Source organism: Methylobacterium variabile (assembly GCF_001043975.1).
In the GTDB taxonomy this organism is placed as follows: domain Bacteria; phylum Pseudomonadota; class Alphaproteobacteria; order Rhizobiales; family Beijerinckiaceae; genus Methylobacterium; species Methylobacterium variabile.
Window position 1 is genome coordinate 1 of sequence record NZ_LABY01000101.1, and the last position, 19,670, is coordinate 19,670.

Genomic DNA, 19,670 nt, shown 5'->3' on the forward strand with positions numbered 1-19,670 from the left:
CCCCGGAGCGCGCCGCGAGTCCCGCGCAGCGCGACCGCGCAAAACCCCGCCCCGCCCCGTCCGCCGCCGAGACCGCCACGTGGACGTCGCGCAGGCCCGCCCGCAGGAGCGCGAGCAGGTTCCACTCGAGGAGCGGGATGCCGGCCACCGGCACCAGGGGCTTGGGCAGCGCGCTGCCCGAGCGGCGCATCCGCTCGCCCGCCCCCCCCGCCACGATGAGTGCCGCCGCGCTCGCCGGCATGGTCCGCTCCTCCTCGTGCCCCCGATCGCCCCCGGCAGGGCTCGCGGGCGGCGACGCCGGGTACCCGCCGAGGATAGGCCGGCCCTCGCGGCGGCGCCCGTCGTCCCTTCGGCGTCGGCCCGGTCCGCGACGGCGTCGCTCAAAGGGGAGGAGCGCCCGCGACCGAGAGCGAGGGCGAGGTGCGCGAAGGGTGGAGGCCGGCTCAGCCGTTCGGCGGCGGCAGCACCGTTGGGAGCGGTTGCGGCCGGAGAAGGCCGGGGGACAAGCTCGCGCCGGCCCGATCCGCCCGAACGGAGGAGCGCCCATGCCGCGCCGGTTGAGAATCGCGACGATCGTCCCGTTCCTGCACATCGGCGGCGACGAGAACCGTCTGCTCGCCTACCTGGCGGCCCGGGATGCCGACCGGTTCGACCACCTGGTGATCTGCGGCTGCGGCGCCTCCCCGGAGATGGACGCGCTGTGGGGGCCGATCCGGCACCGGTTCGCGGCCCTCGACGTGCCGCTGATCGACCTCGGCCTGCCCTACGGGTTCCAGAGCCCGCCGGACGCGTCGCCGGCGGTCCGCCAGCTCGCCAAGATCCGGGGGTTCCGGCGCTTCGTGCAGCAGGCGGCGCGTCTCCTGCGCGAGCGCGCCATCGACGTGGTGGACGGCAGGGGCGACACGGGCACCGTGGTCGCGGCCCTGGCCGCCCGGCTCGCCGGCACGCGGGCCGTCGTGTCGACGAACTACTTTCCCCAGGTCAAGCATGCCGGCCCGCGCTCGCCGGCCTGGCACCTCTTCCGCGGGGTCTACGGCCTGGTCGACGCGGTCGTCTGCGATTCGCAGACCTGCCTCGACGCGATGCGCCGCTGGATGCTGTTCGCGCCCCCGGGCCGCTGCATCCCCAACGGGATCGCGCCGCCGCGGGCGACCCGGCCGGCGCAGGAGGTCGCGGCCGAGCTCGGCATCCCGGACGGCGCCAGGGTGATCGGCCAGATCGCCCGCATCCAGCCCTACAAGGGGCAGGAGCTGCTGCTCGCGGCCGCGGCGCGGGTCCTGGCCGAGGTCCCGGACGCCTTCGTCCTGCTGTGCGGCTACCCGTCCTACAACCAGGAGGGACTGGATCACCGGGACCGGCTCGTCCGGGCGATCGCGGCGGCCGGGCTGGGCAAGCGCGTCCGCCTCGCCCCGTATCCGGGCCCGATCGGCGACGTCTGGCCCCTCGTCGACATCCACGCTCACCCGACCCTGCTCGATTCCTCCCCGATCGCGCTCCTCGAGGGCATGTCCCTCGGCAAGCCGGCGGTGACGACCCGGGTCGGCGGCATCCACGAGCTGGTGCGCGACGGCGAGACCGGGATCGTGCTGCCGCCGGGCGACGCGGGGCCACTCGCCGACGCGCTCCTGCGCCTCCTGCACCGGCCCGAAGAGGCCGTTCGCCTGGGGCGGAACGCCCGCGCGCGCCACCGGACCGGCTACACGCCGCAGGTCATGGCGCGCCGCATCGAGGACCTGTTCGAGGAGGTCCACGGGGCCCCGCGCGGCCGGGTCGCGCAGGCAGCTTGATACGCGTTCCGCGTGGTCGGTTCGAATCAAGACTGAGCACATCTCCTCTCTCCCGTGTGGGAGAGGGGCCAGAGGATCGAAGATCCCGCGTGAGGGTGACACGCTTCAGTGTTGAGTACTGAACGCCGTGCTGGCAGCGGGACGGTCGAATCTAACTCAGGACCGTCGCACCCTCGCGCGATCTTCGATCGCCACTACCCCTCTCCCACACGGGAGAGGGGATCCCGCGGTTTATTGTTTTCGGAACAGATCAGGCAGGGTTCGTACGACACGATCTCCGAAGAAGCGGAGGCCGGTCCGTCGCGGACAACGCGGCGGAATCAGGCGCCGGCGCATGGCCGGCGCGACATCGGCGCGTCCTCAGGCGCTCGCAGCCGCAGCCTCCGCGTCCCGGCGCGCCCAGATCAGGCGCGCGCATTCCTCGACCTTCGGCGCCGGGATCAGCGGGTCGGCCTCCAGCGCCCGGCGGATCGCCGGCAGGCTCGGGTGCTCCACCGCGTCGAGCAGGTCGCGCTCGTGGCGGCGGAAGGCGGCGAGCCAGGCCGCGGCCGGGGCCGGCGCCGCGGCCGGCCGCAGCGGGCCGGGCCCCGCCGCGCTCAAGCCGACCCGCCCCTCCTCGACGATTCCCGAGGGCGCGAGGACGTTGACCTCGCAGTCCAGCGGGCGCGGCGAGCGGAGCGCCTCGATCGCCGGAACGACGGCCCGCGGGTACCACGCCATGTCGCGCACGCCCAGGCTCGGCGGCGACCGGCCGGGGTCGGCGCGCAGCTCCTCCAGGAGGCGCGCGCGGAGCGAGCCCAGGAACGCGGCGCGTCCCGGCTCGGGGGCGGGCGCGGGCGTTCGGGCGAGGCGGAAGTACTTGGTGGGGATGGCCTTCAGGGCGGCGATCTCGTCCGCCCGGATCCCGTTCAGGGTGCGGTCGCCGAGCCGGCGGACGAGGTCGGGGATGCGGTCGACGCCGTCCCATTCCAGCCGCACGAGGAAGCCGCGGTGGTTCAGGCCCGCATAGGCCCAGCGGGCCCGCGCCGGGTCCTCGCCCAGCACGGCGGCGGCCGCCTCCAGGGTCACGCGGGGCAACTCGCACAGGCCGAGGCAGCCCGACACGCCGGCCCGGACCATGCGCGCGGTCGTCAGGCTGAGCGGGTTCGTCAGGTTGAGCACCACCGCGCCGGGGCATTCCTCGACCAGCATCCGGCAGGTCTCGGCCAGGGGCGCGCGCAGGCGCAGGGCGGCCTGGAGCGCCCCGGGGCCCAGGGTCTCGTCCGCCACGAGGCCGCAGGCGAGCGCCAGTTCCTCGTCCCGCTGCCGGCCGGCGGTGCCGCCGTAGCGGATCTGATGGAGGACGAGGCTGGCCCCGCGCAGGGCCGCCCGGGGCTCCGTCGTCCAGGTGGTGGACCAGCCGAGCGGCGCGAGCCTGCCGCGCACGTAGCGGCCGACCGTCTCGAGCGCGCGCGCGTCCCGTCCGGCCAGAACGAGGGGGCCGGGCGCCACGGCCCGGCCCCGGGCCGCGATGGCGTCGGCGAGGGCCACCGTGTAGGGCGTGCCGCCGCCGAGCACGGCGAGGTGACCGGTCACGCCGGCCCGCCCCATTCGCGCGCGGCGAGGCGGCCGGCCCCGAACAGCCCGGCATCGTCGCCCCGCTCGCCGAGCTCCAGCATCAGCCCCCAGTTCTGGCCGAGGTCCCATGCGCTCGCCGCGGCGGCCCGCGCGACCGGTGCGAGGTAGGCGGGGCCGAGACCCTGCGCGAACCCGCCCATGATCACGAAGCGCTCGACGCCCACGGCGGCGTGGATGCCGGCGAGCACCTGCCCGAGCGGCGCAGCGAGCACGCCGACCAGCGTCGTGGCCCAGGGGTCGCCGGCTCGGAAGGCCCGGGCGAGGAGGGGCGCATCGACGCGCGAGGCCCGGCCCCCGACCGCGGCCGCCAGGGACGAGCGGGCGAAGCCGCCCGGATCGCGGCGGGCCAGGCGCGCGGCCTGGTCCGGAACGGCCCGCCCGCAGGCCAGGGCGCCGAGATGGCCCCGCCCGCCGCACTCGCAGGGCGGCGCGTCCGCGGAGAAATCGACCCGCAGGTGGCCGATCTCGCCGCCGCGTCCGGCCGGGCCGACGACGGGCCGTCCGTCGAGAAAGACCTTGTGGCCGATCCCGGAGCTGACCGTCACGATGCAGGCGTCGTCGTGGGCGTGCCGGAGGAAGCCGTACCCCGCCGCGCTCAGGTCGTTGACCACGCGGATGCCCGCCCCCGGCCAGAGCGCCCTCACCCGCGCCGCCACCGGCTCCGGGTCCCGCTCCGCGCCCCAGACGGTCGGTGCGCGCAGGGCGACCCCGTTCGCGTCCACCGGCCCGGGAAAGCCGATGACGACGCGGGCCGGCGTCTCGGCCCCGAGCCGCGCGGCGAGCCGCGCCATCAGCCCGTAGAGGCGGGCGCGCAGCCTCGCGCCGGTCTCGCCGGGGCAATTGGAGACGGAGGGCGTCGGCGCCCGCTCCGTCCGCATCAGGCGGGCCGCGCCGAGATCGAACAGCCCGGCCCGCGTCGTGGTGCCGCCGACGTCGAACACCAGGACCTGCGCGCCCACGGCGTCAGGTTCCCGCCAGGCGAAGGCCGCCCGCCTCCGCCCGCCGGCCGGGACGGGCGAGGGGCAAGGGGCCCTGCCGCATGGGCGCAGGGGCCTCGGCCACGGCCCGGAGCGCCCGGGCGAGCACGTCGGCCCCGATCGCGTCGGCGGCTTCGAGGAAGCGGGCCGGACCGGAATCGGCCGGCAGGACCAGGTTGGGCCGCCCGCCCCGGTGGAGGGCCGCCTGCTCCAGGGCGCGCCGGCAGAGATCGACGGTGAGCAGCGGCGAGGCGACCGGCAGGCCGAGCCGCCGCAGCAGGGCGAGGATCCTGTCCCGGGACGCCGGCGCGACCAGGCCGAGCTCGGCCGAGAGCGCCATCGTCAGCGCCATGTCGACCGACACGGCCTCGCCGTGCGACAGACGGTGGCGGGAGGCGGCTTCGAGGATCGGGCTGAAGGTATGCCCGAAATCCACCAGGCGCTCGTAGCTCTGGTCCTCGTAGGGGTTCTGCGCGAGCTGCTCCAGCATGAGCCCGGCGGCCCGCCACACGATCGCGCGGCCCGGCTCCCGGGGCGTGCGGAAGCCGGTCCGGATCAGCGCCTCGGCGTGGCGCTCCACCACGTCCAGGAGGTCGGCGTCGCAGACGATGGCGATCTTGACGATCTCGGAAAATCCCTCGCGCAGGTGCCGGGCCGGGAGGGTGCGCAGGAAGTCCGGGGCAACCAGCACGTGGGCCGGGGCGTGGAAGCAGCCGAGATAGCTCTTGTGCCCGTCGAAGTTGACCGCGCCCTTGTAGCCGAGGCCCGCATCGACCTGGCCCACGAGCGTCGTCGGCACGCGGACGTTCCGGATCCCGCGCCGCAGCCAGGCGGCGGCGACCGTGGTGACGTCGCCGGAGACCCCGCCCCCGACCGACACGAGGGCGCCGCTGCGGCTGAGCCCGAGCTCGCGCGCCCGGCGGCAGACGTGCTCGACCTGCTCCAGGGTCTTGCTGGCCTCCGTGCAGTCGAGCACGAGGATCCGCCGGCTGCAGGGCGGAAGGCCGGACAGGGCGTCTCCGTAGAGGGCGTGGACGGTGGGCGTCGTGACGATCAGGTGATCCCCGTCGGCGAGCCAGGGCCGGAGCGACCGGAGCGCGGCCGCGGGCTCCCGATCCTGGAACACGACCTCGTACGCGGTCCGGCGGGTCGCCGCGGCGACGTGCGAGCGAGGTGCCTCCGGCTCATGATCGCGCAGGCTGATGGTCATCGTCGGGGTGTCCTCCGGGAGGGAAGGGCCGGCTGCGGCCAGGCCCCGCGAGAGGCCCGGTGCATGTCCGGCAGAGGGACAGGGAGACGGGACCCCGCCGCGACGAGGCCGGCGGAGGATCACGGCACGGTCCGGCCAGCCCTCCCGCGTGGAACCTCGATCACGACGAGGCGGACCTCCTCGTCGCCGGTGTTCCAGAGGCCGTGCGTCCCTCCGGGGCGGTTGACGACGACGTCCCCGGGCGACACCGCGATGGTGCGGCCGTCGACCCGCATCGTCGCATTGCCCGAGACGACGACGTAGATCTCCTCGTTGTCGTCGGCATGGGTGTGAACCCCGATGTCGCTGCCGGACGGGACGACGGTCAGGTCGATGAAGTTGAGGCTGTCGGTCCGCCCGACGACGCGGCGCGTGAGGATGGGCCGCGCTCCCCCGTGAGCCGTGACTTCCTCGAGCGAGGCCGCGGCGAAGGAGTGATGACGGTCCTCAGCGACGCCGGTTCGTCCCATCGATCCCGTCTCCCCCGCACGCGAGTTCTGCTCGACTTGCCGACTTGCAGTTTGCCCCGGCCGTCTCTGGCCAGGCTCGGGAGCATGCATCCGGGCAGAACAGCGAAACAGTGATTCAATCGAGAGCCCCGCTACTCCTTTCGCATGCGGAAGGATTGCCAGGAAGCGAACGGAATTACGGCGTGCAAATTACAATAAAGGTGCGTCCGGATTGGTCAGGCCGGCGGCGACGCGGGCCCCGCCCCGGCGGGCGCGCGGCCCCTGCCGAGGCGGGGTGACGCCCTCGGGGCCGGCGGGCGGAGCATTTGTCCGACACTGCGCGGCGGCCGGCCGGACCTCCCGATCCGCCCCGCGCTGGCGTATGCTCCGCGACCAGCAGGAGTGATTGCTCATGTCGAATCGTCGCGAATTGTATCAGAGTCCGGGCGGCGACTGCTGGTATCTGGGCCGTGAGCCGAGCAACGGCAGGGCCTTCATCATCCATCAGCCCAACGGTCCATCCGGCGGCCGTCTCAGCCACATCGACCTGGGGGATTTCCTGCGCGACGGGGCCGGCAAGCCCGAGCAGCAGGCCCTGCTTCGCCTGATCGGCACGCTCGTCGAGGTTCCTCCCTACGCCGACCGGCCCTGAACCGGCAGCGGCGGGGTCCTGACCCCGCTGTGCGCCGGACGACACCCGATCGTTCGCTACAGGCGATCCCGGGAGATCGCCCATGCGCCACGGACGATCGCCGAGGCCGGCTCCGCGCCAGAGTCCCTCCCGGGACCGGCGTCAGATCTGTCCCCATAGCTGGATGAGGCGCTCCTGGGCTGCCCGGCCGAGGAGGCACGAGCGTTCGTAGGCGCGCTCGTCACGCGCCGCCCGGGCCCGCCCCATTCGCTCGACGACCCAGGCGAGGCGACGCTCCTCCCGCTCAATCTTCGGAACGGCTCGGCGAACCCGCTCGCAGGCCATGTCCCACCGTCGATCGCGCGCCCGCGAGGGGTCGCTGGCCGGATCCGCCGCCCGGTCGCGGCGCAGATCGTCCCAGGCCGCAGTCAGGCGCAGGAGCCTGGCGTGGTCCCTGTCCTCCAGCGCCTTCTCGATGCGCCAGCCGAGGAGGCGGAGCCGGAGACCGACGACCGCGGTCCGCAGCGCGGTCGCGCCCCGCGATCGCGGGCTCTTGTAGCGAGATGGAAGGTCGGTGGGCATCGCGCCCTCCGGGTTGGCCGCGGCGCGCCGCCGCGACGAAGAGGCGAATATAGGGCGCGCAGCGTGCCCGACAGCAGGGACGCCGGGAAATCGGCGGAAGGATGCGTCGCAACGGCGCCGGCGAAGTCCCGGGGAAGGATGGCGGGAGAGAGCAGGACAGTGATTCGGGCCCGGCCGCGATGATTCGCCGGGCCTCACCCGGGAACTTTTCCAGATGGCCTGCATGGGCAGCGAGTCGAGGCCAGATCTCGGCGCCGACCCCGCAAGCACGGGTCGCGGGGTCGATTCAGCTGTGAATCGAAAATTAAGAATCGCTGCGGGGTCGCGGCGCCGGATTGCCGGACGCCGCCGACTCGTGACACGACTCGTAACGTTACGAGTCGTGGAGCCGTATCGATGGCCGACACCCCGTCTCAGCGCGTGAAGAAACTCCGCGAGGCCCGCAAGGCGTCCGGGGAGCTGGAGACGAACGTCTGGGTGCCGGCGCAGGTGCAGCAGGCGATCGATGCGGCGGTGCGTGAGGGTCGTTTCCCGAATCGCCGCCTCGCGATCATCCACGCGCTCGAGCAAGCCTTCGTGGAGCCGAACATGTAGACGCGGCAAAGCAAAAAGCGCCGAGGTGGGGACCTCGGCGCTTTTGGATCTCATACGGTGGCTGGGGAAGCCGCCGCTGGAAGACCGGATTGACACCCTCCTTCTAGCGGCTCCCGGACTCACCGTCAATGACGCCCGCTCGGGCGAACGGTCCCGCTTTGCCTCCGTCAAGGAGGTGTGGAGTGGAGATGGTTCAGACCGGGGGCCGGCCGCTGACGCGCGCCGCCCTCGCCGGACAGAGACGCGCCCTCGAGGACGGGCGCACGGTGACGCGCAAGGAACTGTCCGCATCCGCCAGGGAGGCCGCCAAGGCCCTCGCCCTGCGGCCGTCCCTGCGGCTCGTGCTCTCCGAGCTCGTCGCCGCCTGGGGCGAGCAGGAGTGGTCGCGCCTCATCGTGTGGCCCTCGAACGACTACCTGGTGTCGCGGACCGGGCTCTCGGAGCGCGCCGTGCGCTACGCGCTGCGCGACCTCGTCAGCCTCGAGCTCGTGACGCCGAAGGATTCCGCCAACGGCAAGCGCTACGCCATCCGGGCGCGCGACGGCACGATCGTGGATGCGTTCGGGTTCGACCTGACGCCGCTCTACGTGCGCCGGGGCGAGTGGGCGCTGGCGATCCAGGCCCGCGCCGAGGCACGGGAGCGCCGCCGCCGGGCATTTGACCTGATGACGGTTCATCGGCGCGCGGTGGCCGAGGCCCTGCAGGCTCTCGCGAGCCGCCATCCCGAGACCCCCGTGGCCGATCTCGTGACCGTCCAGGCGAGCCTCGACGCCTCCTCCCCCGACCGGCGCTCGGCCGGCGATCCGGAGCTGGTCGTCGAGGCCTGGGGGGAGCTGCGGCAGATGGTGGAGGAACGCTTCTACGCAGCCGGCTGTGACGGCAAATCGCGCCGGCACATTGAAACAGAGAAAGGATCCCTGAGTGAGTCTTGGAGCAAGGACTCGCCGGGGACGGTTGGGACGGCTCGCCACGCGGAATGGCCGGCAGCAGGTCTGCCACCGGCGCTGGTCGTCGAGGCCTGCCCGACCCTGCGCGACCTGGTGCGGGGCGAGATCCGCGAGGAGCACGAGGTCCTCGACGCCGGCCGGGGACTCAGGGCGTCGATCGGGGCGCATCAGAGCGCCTGGGCCGAGGCATGCCAGGCACTGGGACCCTACCGGGCGGCGGTCCTCGTGCTGATCGTGGCCCAGCTCCACGACGACGACGTCTCCTCGGGACGCGACCGGATCCGCAATCCCGGCGGCTACTTCCGGCGGCTCGCGCGCCTGTGCGCGGAGGGGCGCTACAGCCCGGAGACCGAGCTGCTGGCGATGCGACGCCGGCGCTTGACGTGACGAGCCGATCGCCGGCCGGAGGACGTTCGAACGTGCCAACCTCGGCACTGAGGAGAGGAGTACCCGTGACCGTCAGGACGCCGACCGGTCGCGCGTTCCAGCAGACCGCGAGCCAGACCCAGCCTGTCGTGCCTTCCCGCTCGACACGGACGTCGTCTGCGAGCTGCGCGAGGAGAGCGATGGCCGGCAGTCCTGCGGACCCTCAACTCCTGGACCGGTCCCGGCCCTCAGGACCGATGCCAGCCGGCTCGAATCGCGCCGGGCGATCGGGAGCATGGATCCGGGACCACCGGTCGCATGGAACCCAGCGACGAAGCCCGCCGTTGATTTGTGCGGTGCAACATGGCCGCTGAGGAGCGATCATGATCGGACCGGCTGATCTCGAGGACATGATGCTGGACTACGCCGCCGCGCACCCGCCGGCGGCCGAGACCGAAACACGCTGTCGCCTGCCGTGGCAGCTGGCGATCTGGGCGTGGTGGCTCAATCCCGCGGTGCTGCTGGCCTTCGAGGCCCAGAAGGTGATCGAGCTGCGGCTCGTCAGGCTGGCCTGGGGCGGACGCGAGGGCCGGGACGAGGCCGTGTCGATGGTCACGGAGAAGTTCGCCGCCGCCCGCGAGGCGACCGAGACGCTGATGGGCTTCGGCTCGATCGACACGGTCGTTGCGCGCTACCGGGAGCACGTGGCCGTCAACGTCAGGCGCCTCCGGGCCGCATAAGCCGTGTGACAGTCGATTCTCCGCGCGAAGCCTCGTGCGAGAGTCGCCTGCGGGCGATCGGCGCGCCTCGGCAACGGATCGGCCCCTCGCGCGTAGCCTCATCGCTCCCTCAGGAGCGGGACGCCAGGGAGCACGCCGGGCATGAGACACAAGCCGTTGCGGGAGCAGGTCATCGTCGTCACGGGCGCGTCGAGCGGCATCGGCCTCGCCACCGCCCGGATGGCCGTCGAGCGCGGCGCCCGGGTGGTTCTCGCCGCCCGCAGCGAGGACGTGCTCGCCCGGATCGCCGCCGAGCTCGGCCCCGGGGCTCTCGCCGTCACCGCGGATGTCGGCCGCCGGGAGGACGTCGAGGCCGTCGCCGAGAAGGCCGTCGCGGCGTTCGGCGGCTTCGACACCTGGGTCAACGTCGCCGGCCTGACCGTCTACGGGCCGTTGCGCGAGATCGCCCAGGAGGACCACGAGCGGCTCATCCGGACCAACTTCTGGGGGACGGTGAACGGCTCGCTCGTGGCCGCCGAGCACCTGCGCCGCCGCGGGGGCGCGCTGATCAACGTGGGCAGCATCGCCTCCGACCTCGCCTTCCCGTTCCAGGGCCTCTACGCCGCCTCCAAGCACGCGGTGAAGGGCTTCACCGACACGCTGCGCATGGAGCTGATCGCGGAGGGCGCGCCGGTCTCCGTCACCCTGGTCAAGCCCGCGTCGGTCGACACGCCGCTGCCGGACCGTGCCCGCAACTACATGGACCGCCAGCCGACCCTGCCGCCGCCGATCTACCCGCCCGAGGAGGTGGCCAACGCCATCCTGCACGCCGCCGTGCACCCGCAGCGCGACATCTTCGTGGGCGGCGGCGGCAAGCTGTTCGTGATGGGCAAGGAGTTCGCGCCGGGCGCCTACGACGAGCTCGCCCCCGCCATCATCGCCCTGCAGAAGCGCTCCGAGCCGCCGCGGAGCCCGCAAGGGGCGCTCCACGCACCCCGGGAGGCCGGGCGCGAGCGGGGCGATCCGCCGACCTACGTCATGCGCACCAGTGCCTATACCCGCGCGACGCTGCACCCGCTGGCGACGACCGCCGGCGTCGCGGCCGGCCTGGCCGCCACGGCAGCCCTCATCCTCGGACGGCGCGGCCGACGGCCGCTCTGACGGGCGCGCCGAACGGCCGGGATCGGGGGGCGCGCGCGATTGCATGTTCGCGTGCGCCGCGTATCGTCGGGGCCGGCCCGAGGCGTGGCGGTCCGCTCCCATCCGGCGACGTCGTCGCGCGGGCGGGAATCGCGGCGCCGTGGCGAGCCCGTCGGTCCATCGCATCCCGAGGCGGAGAGTTGCGCAGCGCGATCGTTCTGGGCGCCGGCATGGTCGGCGTCGGCACAGCCCTCCACCTGCAGCAGCGCGGCTGGTCCGTCGTCCTCGTCGACAGGGGCGAGCCGGGACGGGAGACGAGCCACGGCAATGCCGGGATCATCCAGGGCGAGGCCGTCGAGCCCTACGCCATGCCCCGCGACGGGGCGACGCTGCTCGCGATCGCCACCGGTCGCAGCAACGACGTCCATTACGAGGCCCGCGCGCTCCACCGCCACCTCGGGCCGCTCCTGCGCTACTGGTGGCACTCGGCCCCCGCGCGCCACGCGGCCGCGTCGCGGGCCTACGCGACCCTCATCGCCCAGGCGGTTCCCGAACACGCGGCCCTGATCGAGGCGGCCGGCGCGACCGACCTCGTGCGCCAGGGCGGCTTCCGCGTCCTGCACCGCACGCCGCAGGACATGGAGCGGGCCGCGGCGGAGGCCGAGCGCCTGCGGGCGCGCTACGGCGTGCGCGCGCAGGTGCTGTCGCCGGCCGCGCTCGCCGCGGCGGAACCGGCGCTGAAGCAGACGGGGGCGGGCGCGATCCAGTGGCAGGACGCGTGGTCGGTCCGGGACCCGGGCGGCCTCGTCGCGGCCTACGCCGCCCTGTTCCGGCAGCGCGGCGGCACCGTGCGCCGGGGCGAGGCGGTCAGCCTCGGGCCGACCGCCCGGGGGTGGGGCATCCGGACCGCGGACGGGCCGGTCGAGGCCGAGGCCGCGGTCGTGGCGCTCGGGCCCTGGGCGCCCGACCTCCTGCGGCGGTTCGGCTACCGGATTCCGATGCTGCGCAAGCGCGGCTACCATCGGCACTGGCGCGGTCCCCGGACGCTGGCGCTGCCGCTCCTCGACGCGGCGAACGGCTACGTCATGGCGCCGATGGCGCAGGGTTTGCGCATCACCACCGGCGCCGAGCTGGCCTCGCCCGAGGCGGCGGAGAGCCCGGTCCAGCTCGCCCGCGCCGAGGCCGCCGCGCGGGACCTCGTCGATCTCGGCGTGCCCGGCGAGCACGCGCCGTGGTCCGGCACGCGCCCCTGCATGCCCGACATGCTGCCGGTCATCGGCGCGGCGCCCCGCCATCCGGGCCTGTGGCTCCACTTCGGGCACGGCCACCAGGGCTTCACCCTCGGGCCCGCCACCGGCCGCCTGCTGGCCGAGACGATGTCGGGCGAGGTCCCGTTCGTGCCCGCTGCGCCGTTCCGCCCGGGCCGCCGCTGACGCAAAGGCGGCGAGGCGCGCTGGCCTGCGGAGATCCGCCGCGGGAGCGGCCCCCGCGCCTTTCAGCGCCGCGGCAGGGCGTGCAGCGCCTTGAGGAACACGTCGACGTCCTCACGGGTGTTGTAGAAGGCGAGCGAGGCCCGGATCGTCTGGTCGACGCCGAAGCGGCGCAGGGCCGGCAGGGCGCAGTGATGGCCCGAGCGCACCGCGATGCCCTGCCGGTCGAGATGGTGGGCGACCGCCTCGTTCTCGGTGCCGTCGATCACGAACGACATCACGCTCGCCTTCTCGCGGGCCGTCCCGATCAGGCGCAGGCCCTTCACCTCGGCGAGCCCCTCCTGCGCGTAGTCGAGCAGGTCGTGCTCGTAGGCCGCGATGCCGGGAAGGCCCACGCCCTCCAGGTAGTCGAGGGCGGCCCCCAAGCCCACCGCGCCCGCGATGTCCGGGGTGCCGGCCTCGAACTTCTCCGGCGCACCCTTGTAGACGGTCCTGGCGAAGGTGACGTCCTCGATCATGTGGCCGCCGCCCTGCCACGGCGGCATCGCCTCGAGCAGGTGGCTCTTGCCGTAGAGCGCGCCGATTCCGGTCGGCCCGAACACCTTGTGGCCGGAGAAGACCAGGAAGTCGGCGTCGAGCGCCTGCACGTCGATGGGGATGTGCGGCGTCGATTGCGCCGCGTCGACCAGCACCGGCACGCCGTAGGCATGGGCCAGCGCGATGATCTCTCGAACCGGGTTCACCGTGCCGAGGGCGTTGGCGACGTGGGTCACCGAGACGATCTTGGTGCGCCCCGACAGCAGCGCGGTGTACTGCTCGAAGATGATTTCGCCACGGTCGTTGACCGGGATCACCCGGATCGTCGCGCCGGTCGCCTGCGCGAGGAGCTGCCAGGGCACGATGTTGGCGTGGTGCTCGATCGTCGAGACGATGATCTCGTCGCCCGGGCCGATATTGGCCCGGCCGTAGGAGTTGGCGACGAGGTTGATCGCCTCCGTCGTGCCGCGCAGGAAGACGATGTCGTCCTTGCTGGGCGCGTTGAGGAAGCGGCGGGTCTTCTCGCGGCCGCCCTCGAACAGGTCAGTCGCCCGCGCCGCCAGGGTATGCGCCGCCCGGTGGATGTTCGAGTTGTGGCGGCCGTAGAAATCGCTCGTCGCGTCGATGACGCTCCGGGGCTTGTGGGTGGTGGCGGCGTTGTCGAGCCAGACCAGCCGGTGGCCGTTCACGCTCTGGTGCAGGGCCGGGAAGTCGCGGCGCACGCGCTCGACGTCGAAGGGCGCCGCGGCCGGGCTCGACCCGTGCGAGGTCGCGCGCGGGGCCGGACCCGCCCGGTGCGTCGGCTCGACCCGCGGCCGGGCCGCGGGCTGTCCGCCGCGGTGCGTCGGGGCGGGATCGAGGAAGTAGTAGTCCGCTCCGGCCCGCGACGGGTCCGCCGGGACGAGCGCCGGCGCCACCGCCTGCGCGAAGGCGTGAGCCCGGGGGTGGTCGGCGGCGATCTGCCGGTAGAGGTCCGAGCCGCCCGGCAGGCCGGCGGCGACCTCGGGCAGGCTCGGCACGACGTATTCGGGCAGGCCCCGCGACCCGAGCGGGTTCGTCCCGAACGGGTCCGCGAGCGGATGCACCGAGGGGATCGTGCCGAGGTCGAGCGCGTTCGCGCCGACCGGCGCTGGCGTGGCACCGACCGGATTGGCGGCGGAGGGGCCGGTCAGGCCCGCCAGGCCGACCGGTGGTGCGCCGGACGAGCGGGCGCCGAGCGCGGCGAGGCCGGGCTCGAATCCCGGGGGGGAGCCCCCGGCCGGAGCCGGGGGGAGCGCCGGAAATTCCTGCGGGCGGTGGGGCCCCGCCGGCAGGGTCGGGGCGAAGGGCGCGCTCAGAGCCTGGCCCTGCCCGTAGATCTCGCGGGCGAGGCGCCCGACGAGATCCGCGTGGGCGAGCTCGGCCGGCGTCCCGGAAGGGAAGCTGAGCGGCGCCTCAGGCGTAGTCATGGTAGTTGCCGAGCAGCACGTTATCGAGGCGGGCGATCGCGTCCTCCACCAACACCGCGGCCGAGAAGTAGCGGGTCACGAGGTGCGAGGCGATCGAGTGGTCGTTGGTGCCCATGTAGCGCACCGACAGGCCGGGCTCGATCTCGCCGGTGACGCCGGACTTGTGCAGGCCGACCACGCCCTGCTCGCCCTCGCCGACGCGCAGCAGCAGGATCGAGGTGGTCTGGGCGCCGGTCACCGGGTCGATGTCGATCGGCAGCTTGTCGCTGGGGACGAGCGGCACGCCGCGCCAGGTGATGAACGGCGCCCCGAACAGGTGCACCACCACCGGCGGCACCCCGCGGCGGGTCGCCTCCCGCCCGAAGGCCGCGATGGCGCGCGGGTGGGCGACGAAGAAGGCGGGCTTCTTCCACACCAGGGTCAGCAACTCGTCGAGGTCGTCTGGGGTCGGCGGACCGCCGCGGGTCGGGATGCGCTGGCGCTGGCTCACCTCGTTGAGGAGGCCGAACTGCGAGTTGTTGAGGAGCTCCCACTCCTCGCGCTCCTTCACGGCGTCGACCGTGAGGCGGATCTGCTCGCGCAGCTGGTCGATCTCGTTCGAGTAGAGGTCGGTGACGCGGGTATGGGTGTTGAGGATCGTCTGGATTGTCGAGAGGTGGTACTCGCGCGGGTCGATCTCGTAATCGACGAAGGTGGTCGGCAGGCGCGGCTCGCCGGCATGGACGGCGAGCAGCTCGATGCCCTGCTCGCCGTAGGAATTGGTGTGGCCCTTCAGCCGGTCGCGTTCCTCGCGGTGCTGGGCGATGCGCGAGGCGACGGCCTCGTCCTCGATCGCGGCGCGGTCGAGGGTGAGCAGGGTCACCGCCGAGAGCGCCTTGACGGCCGGGGCGGGGGACGCCTCGCCGACGAGGTCGCCGTCGCCGAAATAGTCGCCGCGGGTGGCCAGGCCCTGGCGCAGGCGCCCCTTGTAGGGACCCGACAGGGTCAGCTCGACGGTGCCGTCGGCGACGACCACGAGGCTGCGGCCGGCGGAGCCCTCCTCGGCGATGACGTCGCCGGCGCGGTGGCGGCTCTCGGTGAAGCGGCCGGCGAGCGCCGCGAGTTCCGCGTCGCCGAGGCGGCTGAACAGCGGCACGGCGCGCAGGGAGCCGGGACGGACCGCGCGGGCCTCGCCCTCGGTCGAAAGGTCGATGCGGCCGGGCTTGGCCAGCACGACGGCGCGGCGGTTGACCCGGTAGACGCCGCCCGGCACGTCGACGAAGGGCAGCAGCCGCAGGAGGAAGCGCGGCGTGTTGGCCGCGTTCTGGACCGAGGTGACGGTCGCCGTGGCGAGATTGCGTGCGGCTGAGGCGCTGACGCTCAAACCCGGTCCGCTCATCGAGGTTCGTCTCCGTGTCGTCGTTGCGGGCTGATCCAGCCCTGTCTTCGGATGCATGACGCAAGGATCATCACCGTCCGCATGGGACGGCAGATCGTGACGGACGTATGTCTGCCCGTTCGCATTGTTCGTTCTGGCTTTTCTCGGGCGCGTCGGCGGCGAAAGATTTCGAATTACTGGCGAGATGCCGAGCGCTGCCGCAGCGATACCGGCGACTGGCCTCGAAGGTCAATAGAATGTTTTTTCATTTCTTGCCGGCGGTCCCGCAGGAAAATCTCCTGATAAGACGGCAACCAAAATCATGATCTACGGATTGGCGACATTGTGGAATATGGTTCCACGAGATCGCGGCCGTGCCGCGATCTCGCGATGAACCGTCTCCGGGAGGGATTTTCTCGGGCTCGGTCAGATGCCGTCGCCGAAGAACTGGTCCATGGTCAGGGCCGGCTCCTCCGAGCGCGGAATGCGCGACACCACCCGGGCCGGCACGCCCGCCACGGTGGTGTGGGGCGGCACGTCGTGCAGCACGACCGCGGCGGCGGCGACCTTGGCGCCCTCGCCGACCCGGATGTTCCCCAGCACCTTGGCGCCGACGCTCAGCAGCACCCCGCGGTCGATCTTCGGATGGCGGTCGCCGCTCTCCTTGCCGTTACCACCCAGCGTCACGGATTGCAGGATCGACACGTCGTCGGCGATCACCGCGGTCTCGCCGATCACCACCCCGGTGGCGTGGTCGATGAACACGCCCGAGCCGATCCGCGCCGCCGGGTGGATATCGCAGCCGAACACCTCCGAGATCCGGCTCTGGACGTGGAGGGCGAGCGTCATCCGGCCCTGGTGCCAGAGCCAGTGGGCGACCCGGTAGCCCTCGAGGGCGGCCAGGCCCTTGTAGAACAGGAAAGGGTCGAGGTAGCGGCGGCAGGTCGGGTCGCGCTCGCGGATCGCGATCAGGTCGCGCACGGCGTGGGCGCCGGCATGGGGGTCGGCCTCGAAGGCGGCGAGGCACAGGTCGCGCATCGACAGGCGGGCGAGGTCGCCGTCGCCGAGCCGATGGGCGAGACGGTAGGCGAGAGCCTGGGCGAGACTGCGCTGGTCGAGGATCGTGGCCTGGATGATCCCGGCGTAGAGCGGCTCCTCGATCAGTGCCGCCTCCGCCTCGGCGCGCAGCTCCGCCCAGACGTCCGCCTCCGCCGTGCTGTGGCTCGTCGCGCGCAGGGGCGGAGGGCCGAGGGCGGACGGGCTCCCCCGCAGGGCGGAGGTGATCGCGGGCCGCGTGAACGCGCCGGCGGGCGGTGCCGCGCTCATGCTGAGGGTTTCTCCCATCGGGCTGGACGTCACTGCACGCGCCGAAACAGGTCGGGCAGGTAGCGCTGCAGGGTCTCGTGCCCGTCGAACTTGACGTCGATGGTCGGGGCGCGGCCGTCCTGGCCGTGGATGCCGACGACCCGGCCCTTGGCGTGCCGCCAGATGCCCAGCACCTCGGCAAGGTCGAGCCGCTCGAACACCACCTCGTCGCCGCGCGTCATCGTCGCTGAAGCCATGGCGTGATCCCCCGACGGTCGGTCCTGGCGCCCGCCCGCCCCGACGAGACCCGGACCTGCCGCAGCGGCCGGCCGGGAAGAACTTCCCCGAGAGCCCGGGAGCACGGGGAAGGTTGTGGTCGCGAATCGTGCGAACGGGAGCATTTGTTTCGGTAAGCTGCTGTAATTACTCGATAATCTACGATAGAACGGCGATGCGCAAGGCATGTTCCGCATCTTCCCTTCCGGCCGGCCGGGATGCTTGGCGCCGAGGTTCCAGTCGCGCATCCCGATGAGCCCACGGACCACCGTCCTCGCCGGCAGTGGCCTGATCGGCCTCTCGGCCGCGTCGGTCCTCCTCGTCGGCGGCCGCATCGCTGGCCCCGCCGGCCCGGCGTGGCGCACGGTCTCCTCCGCCGCGCCTTCACAGGCCCGATCGCACCTTGTACCGCGCGGGGCGGGAGGATCGAGGGAATCGGCGACTTTCCGCCGATCGGCCGCGGAGGATCGGCGGAATCCCGCCGGTCCCGTCCCGGCACGGACCGGTCAATACGTTGATCTTAAAGGAACTATTGAGATCGTCCGGGTTGGCATTCCCGTTGCCATTCCTCTCCCGCACGTCCCGTCGACGTCGCCCGCACGAGGCCGAAAGGCCCCAGGGCGGCGGGGCGGGCCGATCGAAATCCCGCGCCCGCGGGAACACGCAAAGCTCAGGGAGAGCGTCCATGAACACGGCTGCACCCGCGGCACTCGGGATGACCCCGGCGCCCGCCGAGGCGACGGAGCGTCAGAAGATCAAGGCCATCGTCGCCGCCTCGTCCGGCAACCTGGTCGAGTGGTACGACTTCTACGCCTACGCCTTCACGTCGATCTACTTCGCCTCGTCCTTCTTCCCGAGCAGCAGCCCCACCGGCCAGCTGCTCGCCACCGCCGGCATCTTCGCGATGGGCTTCTTCATGCGGCCCCTCGGCGGCTGGATCTTCGGCTGGCTCGCCGACAAGCACGGCCGCAAGACCTCGATGCTGATCTCGGTCCTGCTGATGTGCGCCGGCTCGCTGATGATCGGCCTGCTGCCGACCTACGAGACGATCGGCGTGATGGCGCCGGTGCTGCTCCTGGTGGCGCGCCTCGCGCAGGGCCTCTCGGTCGGCGGCGAGTACGGCACCGCGGCGACCTACATGAGCGAGATCGCCGGGCCCGGCCGGCGCGGCTTCCTGTCGTCGTTCCAGTACGTCACCCTGATCGGCGGCCAGCTCCTCGCGGTCCTGGTCCTGTTCGCGCTCCAGCACGTCCTCACCGGTGAGGAGATGCGGGCCTGGGGCTGGCGCATTCCGTTCCTGCTCGGCGCTGCCGGCGCGGTCGTGGCTTTGTTCCTGCGCGGCGGCCTGCAGGAGACGGTCTCCCACGACACCATGCAGCGCAAGGAGGCCGGCTCGCTGCGCGCGCTCCTGCAGCACAAGCGGGCGCTCTTGATCACGCTCGCCTTCACCATGGGCGGCTCGCTCTACTTCTACACGATGACCACCTACATGCAGAAGTTCCTGGTCAACACGGTGAAGCTCGACCTCAAGTCGGTCTCGACCGTGATGACCCTGGCGCTCGTGGTGTTCATGCTGCTCCAGCCGCTGTTCGGCGCCCTGTCGGACCGGATCGGGCGGCGCAACAACATGATCCTGTTCAGCGGGCTCGCCACGCTCGGGGCCGTGCCGCTACTGTCCTCGCTGTCGCTGGTCAGCAGCCCCTACGCGGCCTTCGGGCTGATCCTGACCGGTCTCGTGATCGCGACCTTCTACACCTCGATCAGCGGCGTGGTGAAGGCGGAGCTGTTTCCGGCCGAGGTTCGCGCGCTGGGCGTCGGCCTGCCCTACGCCATCGCCAACGCGCTGTTTGGCGGCACGGCGGAGTACGTGGCGCTCTCGTTCAAGTCCTACGGCACCGAGACGCTGTTCTTCTGGTACGTGGCGGCCATGGCGGCGGTCGCTTTCGTGGCCTCGCTGTGGATGCCCGACACCCGCAAGTACGGCTACCTCGACGGAAACGGCCGGATGAGCGACTGAGGCGATCGCGCCGTGCCGTCGACGCGTCGGCGGCACGGTGTCCCGTGCCGGCACTCCCTCGGGCTTGCCTGGCGCCTTCGGATGCGAAGGCGCTGCAGCTATGGCGGTGCGCGAAGAGCCGCCGCGGATCCGGCGCCGGGGTGCCGGGCCCGCCCGCGAGACGTGCGGGCGAGACTTGACGTGCGGGCGAGACTTGCGGGCCCCGCCGGTTCTGCGGCATGGCCGGAATTCGAGCCGCTCCA

General features: G+C 72.7%; 18 protein-coding genes. 8 read left to right on the top strand and 10 right to left on the bottom strand.

All coding sequences use genetic code 11. The features are described from left to right. Positions 1–241 (bottom strand): NTP transferase domain-containing protein (locus VQ02_RS38225; protein ID WP_048445091.1); only part of this gene is annotated, 241 nt, incomplete at its 3' end. Between the two features lie 304 nt (positions 242–545). Between VQ02_RS38225 and VQ02_RS15440 the strand changes: the two genes are divergently transcribed. After that, entirely contained in the window at positions 546–1,787 is a 1,242-nt protein-coding gene (locus VQ02_RS15440; RefSeq protein ID WP_048445092.1) for a glycosyltransferase family 4 protein, read from the top strand. Between the two features lie 360 nt (positions 1,788–2,147). Here VQ02_RS15440 and VQ02_RS15445 read toward each other — a convergent pair whose 3' ends face one another. The 4 genes from VQ02_RS15445 to VQ02_RS15460 all read right to left on the bottom strand — a co-directional run bounded on the left by VQ02_RS15445 (position 2,148) and on the right by VQ02_RS15460 (position 6,100). Next, positions 2,148–3,362: a family 4 glycosyl hydrolase gene (locus VQ02_RS15445; protein ID WP_167350753.1), complete on the bottom strand. Its 1,215-nt coding sequence runs from the start codon at positions 3,360–3,362 to the stop codon at positions 2,148–2,150. Beyond that, positions 3,359–4,363, bottom strand: a complete 1,005-nt coding sequence (locus VQ02_RS34750; RefSeq protein ID WP_053080389.1) for an ROK family protein — start codon at positions 4,361–4,363, stop codon at positions 3,359–3,361. The genes VQ02_RS15445 and VQ02_RS34750 overlap by 4 nt, the downstream gene beginning before the upstream one ends. A 4-nt stretch (positions 4,364–4,367) precedes the next feature. Then, complete coding sequence (locus VQ02_RS34755) at positions 4,368–5,591, bottom strand: 3-dehydroquinate synthase family protein (protein ID WP_053080390.1); 1,224 nt, start codon at positions 5,589–5,591, stop codon at positions 4,368–4,370. 119 nt (positions 5,592–5,710) lie between these two features. Further along, positions 5,711–6,100, bottom strand: coding sequence for a cupin domain-containing protein (locus tag VQ02_RS15460; protein WP_048445094.1), 390 nt, complete (start codon positions 6,098–6,100; stop codon positions 5,711–5,713). Between the two features lie 391 nt (positions 6,101–6,491). Here VQ02_RS15460 and VQ02_RS15465 point away from each other — a divergent pair, with 391 nt between their 5' ends. Next, the gene (locus VQ02_RS15465; protein WP_063838484.1) at positions 6,492–6,731 is read left to right on the top strand and encodes a hypothetical protein; all 240 of its coding nucleotides are present in this window, start codon (positions 6,492–6,494) and stop codon (positions 6,729–6,731) included. Between the two features lie 141 nt (positions 6,732–6,872). On the opposite strand, the gene VQ02_RS15470 is transcribed toward VQ02_RS15465, so the two are convergent. Continuing rightward, the gene (locus VQ02_RS15470) at positions 6,873–7,292 is read right to left on the bottom strand and encodes a hypothetical protein (RefSeq protein WP_048445095.1); all 420 of its coding nucleotides are present in this window, start codon (positions 7,290–7,292) and stop codon (positions 6,873–6,875) included. A 396-nt stretch (positions 7,293–7,688) separates the two neighbouring features. Between VQ02_RS15470 and VQ02_RS15475 the strand changes: the two genes are divergently transcribed. The 5 genes from VQ02_RS15475 (at position 7,689) to VQ02_RS15495 (ending at position 12,491) form a co-directional block, all read left to right on the top strand. Then, positions 7,689–7,886 carry a hypothetical protein gene (locus VQ02_RS15475; protein ID WP_048445096.1) on the top strand — a complete coding sequence of 66 codons (198 nt, stop codon included), beginning with the start codon at positions 7,689–7,691 and terminating at the stop codon, positions 7,884–7,886. Positions 7,887–8,074: 188 nt separating this feature from the next. Further along, entirely contained in the window at positions 8,075–9,220 is a 1,146-nt protein-coding gene (gene repC / locus VQ02_RS15480) for a plasmid replication protein RepC (protein ID WP_083469237.1), read from the top strand. Positions 9,221–9,687: 467 nt separating this feature from the next. Then, a complete protein-coding gene (locus tag VQ02_RS15485) occupies positions 9,688–9,939 on the top strand; it encodes a hypothetical protein (protein WP_048445118.1) in 252 nt (83 codons plus the stop codon). Positions 9,940–10,080: 141 nt separating this feature from the next. Continuing rightward, positions 10,081–11,079, top strand: a complete 999-nt coding sequence (locus VQ02_RS15490) for an SDR family oxidoreductase (RefSeq protein ID WP_048445098.1) — start codon at positions 10,081–10,083, stop codon at positions 11,077–11,079. A 179-nt stretch (positions 11,080–11,258) separates the two neighbouring features. Continuing rightward, entirely contained in the window at positions 11,259–12,491 is a 1,233-nt protein-coding gene (locus tag VQ02_RS15495; RefSeq protein ID WP_048445099.1) for an NAD(P)/FAD-dependent oxidoreductase, read from the top strand. A gap of 62 nt (positions 12,492–12,553) precedes the next feature. Here VQ02_RS15495 and VQ02_RS15500 read toward each other — a convergent pair whose 3' ends face one another. From VQ02_RS15500 to VQ02_RS15515, 4 genes are all read right to left on the bottom strand, one after another. After that, complete coding sequence (locus tag VQ02_RS15500; RefSeq protein WP_048445100.1) at positions 12,554–14,473, bottom strand: family 2A encapsulin nanocompartment cargo protein cysteine desulfurase; 1,920 nt, start codon at positions 14,471–14,473, stop codon at positions 12,554–12,556. Beyond that, the gene (locus VQ02_RS39740; protein WP_048445101.1) at positions 14,460–15,851 is read right to left on the bottom strand and encodes a family 2B encapsulin nanocompartment shell protein; all 1,392 of its coding nucleotides are present in this window, start codon (positions 15,849–15,851) and stop codon (positions 14,460–14,462) included. The genes VQ02_RS15500 and VQ02_RS39740 overlap by 14 nt, the downstream gene beginning before the upstream one ends. Positions 15,852–16,256: 405 nt before the next feature. Beyond that, positions 16,257–17,156, bottom strand: coding sequence for a serine O-acetyltransferase (gene cysE, locus VQ02_RS15510; protein WP_245239742.1), 900 nt, complete (start codon positions 17,154–17,156; stop codon positions 16,257–16,259). A 29-nt stretch (positions 17,157–17,185) separates the two neighbouring features. Continuing rightward, positions 17,186–17,392, bottom strand: a complete 207-nt coding sequence (locus VQ02_RS15515) for a hypothetical protein (RefSeq protein ID WP_048445102.1) — start codon at positions 17,390–17,392, stop codon at positions 17,186–17,188. Positions 17,393–18,096: 704 nt separating this feature from the next. On the opposite strand from VQ02_RS15515, the gene VQ02_RS15520 reads away from it, so the two are divergent. Then, positions 18,097–19,428 (top strand): MFS family transporter, encoded by a 1,332-nt coding sequence (locus VQ02_RS15520; RefSeq protein ID WP_048445103.1) that lies wholly within the window; start codon positions 18,097–18,099, stop codon positions 19,426–19,428. Positions 19,429–19,670: the final 242 nt, after the last annotated feature.

Coding starts and splice junctions, on each gene's coding strand:
- VQ02_RS15440 (WP_048445092.1), top strand. CDS start 546: ATGCCGCGCCGGTTGAGAATCGCGACGATCGTCCCGTTCCTGCACATC.
- VQ02_RS34755 (WP_053080390.1), bottom strand. CDS start 5,591: ATGACCATCAGCCTGCGCGATCATGAGCCGGAGGCACCTCGCTCGCAC.
- VQ02_RS15460 (WP_048445094.1), bottom strand. CDS start 6,100: ATGGGACGAACCGGCGTCGCTGAGGACCGTCATCACTCCTTCGCCGCG.
- VQ02_RS15465 (WP_063838484.1), top strand. CDS start 6,492: ATGTCGAATCGTCGCGAATTGTATCAGAGTCCGGGCGGCGACTGCTGG.
- VQ02_RS15470 (WP_048445095.1), bottom strand. CDS start 7,292: ATGCCCACCGACCTTCCATCTCGCTACAAGAGCCCGCGATCGCGGGGC.
- VQ02_RS15475 (WP_048445096.1), top strand. CDS start 7,689: ATGGCCGACACCCCGTCTCAGCGCGTGAAGAAACTCCGCGAGGCCCGC.
- repC (WP_083469237.1), top strand. CDS start 8,075: ATGGTTCAGACCGGGGGCCGGCCGCTGACGCGCGCCGCCCTCGCCGGA.
- VQ02_RS15490 (WP_048445098.1), top strand. CDS start 10,081: ATGAGACACAAGCCGTTGCGGGAGCAGGTCATCGTCGTCACGGGCGCG.
- VQ02_RS15500 (WP_048445100.1), bottom strand. CDS start 14,473: ATGACTACGCCTGAGGCGCCGCTCAGCTTCCCTTCCGGGACGCCGGCC.
- VQ02_RS39740 (WP_048445101.1), bottom strand. CDS start 15,851: ATGAGCGGACCGGGTTTGAGCGTCAGCGCCTCAGCCGCACGCAATCTC.
- cysE (WP_245239742.1), bottom strand. CDS start 17,156: ATGAGCGCGGCACCGCCCGCCGGCGCGTTCACGCGGCCCGCGATCACC.
- VQ02_RS15515 (WP_048445102.1), bottom strand. CDS start 17,392: ATGGCTTCAGCGACGATGACGCGCGGCGACGAGGTGGTGTTCGAGCGG.
- VQ02_RS15520 (WP_048445103.1), top strand. CDS start 18,097: ATGAACACGGCTGCACCCGCGGCACTCGGGATGACCCCGGCGCCCGCC.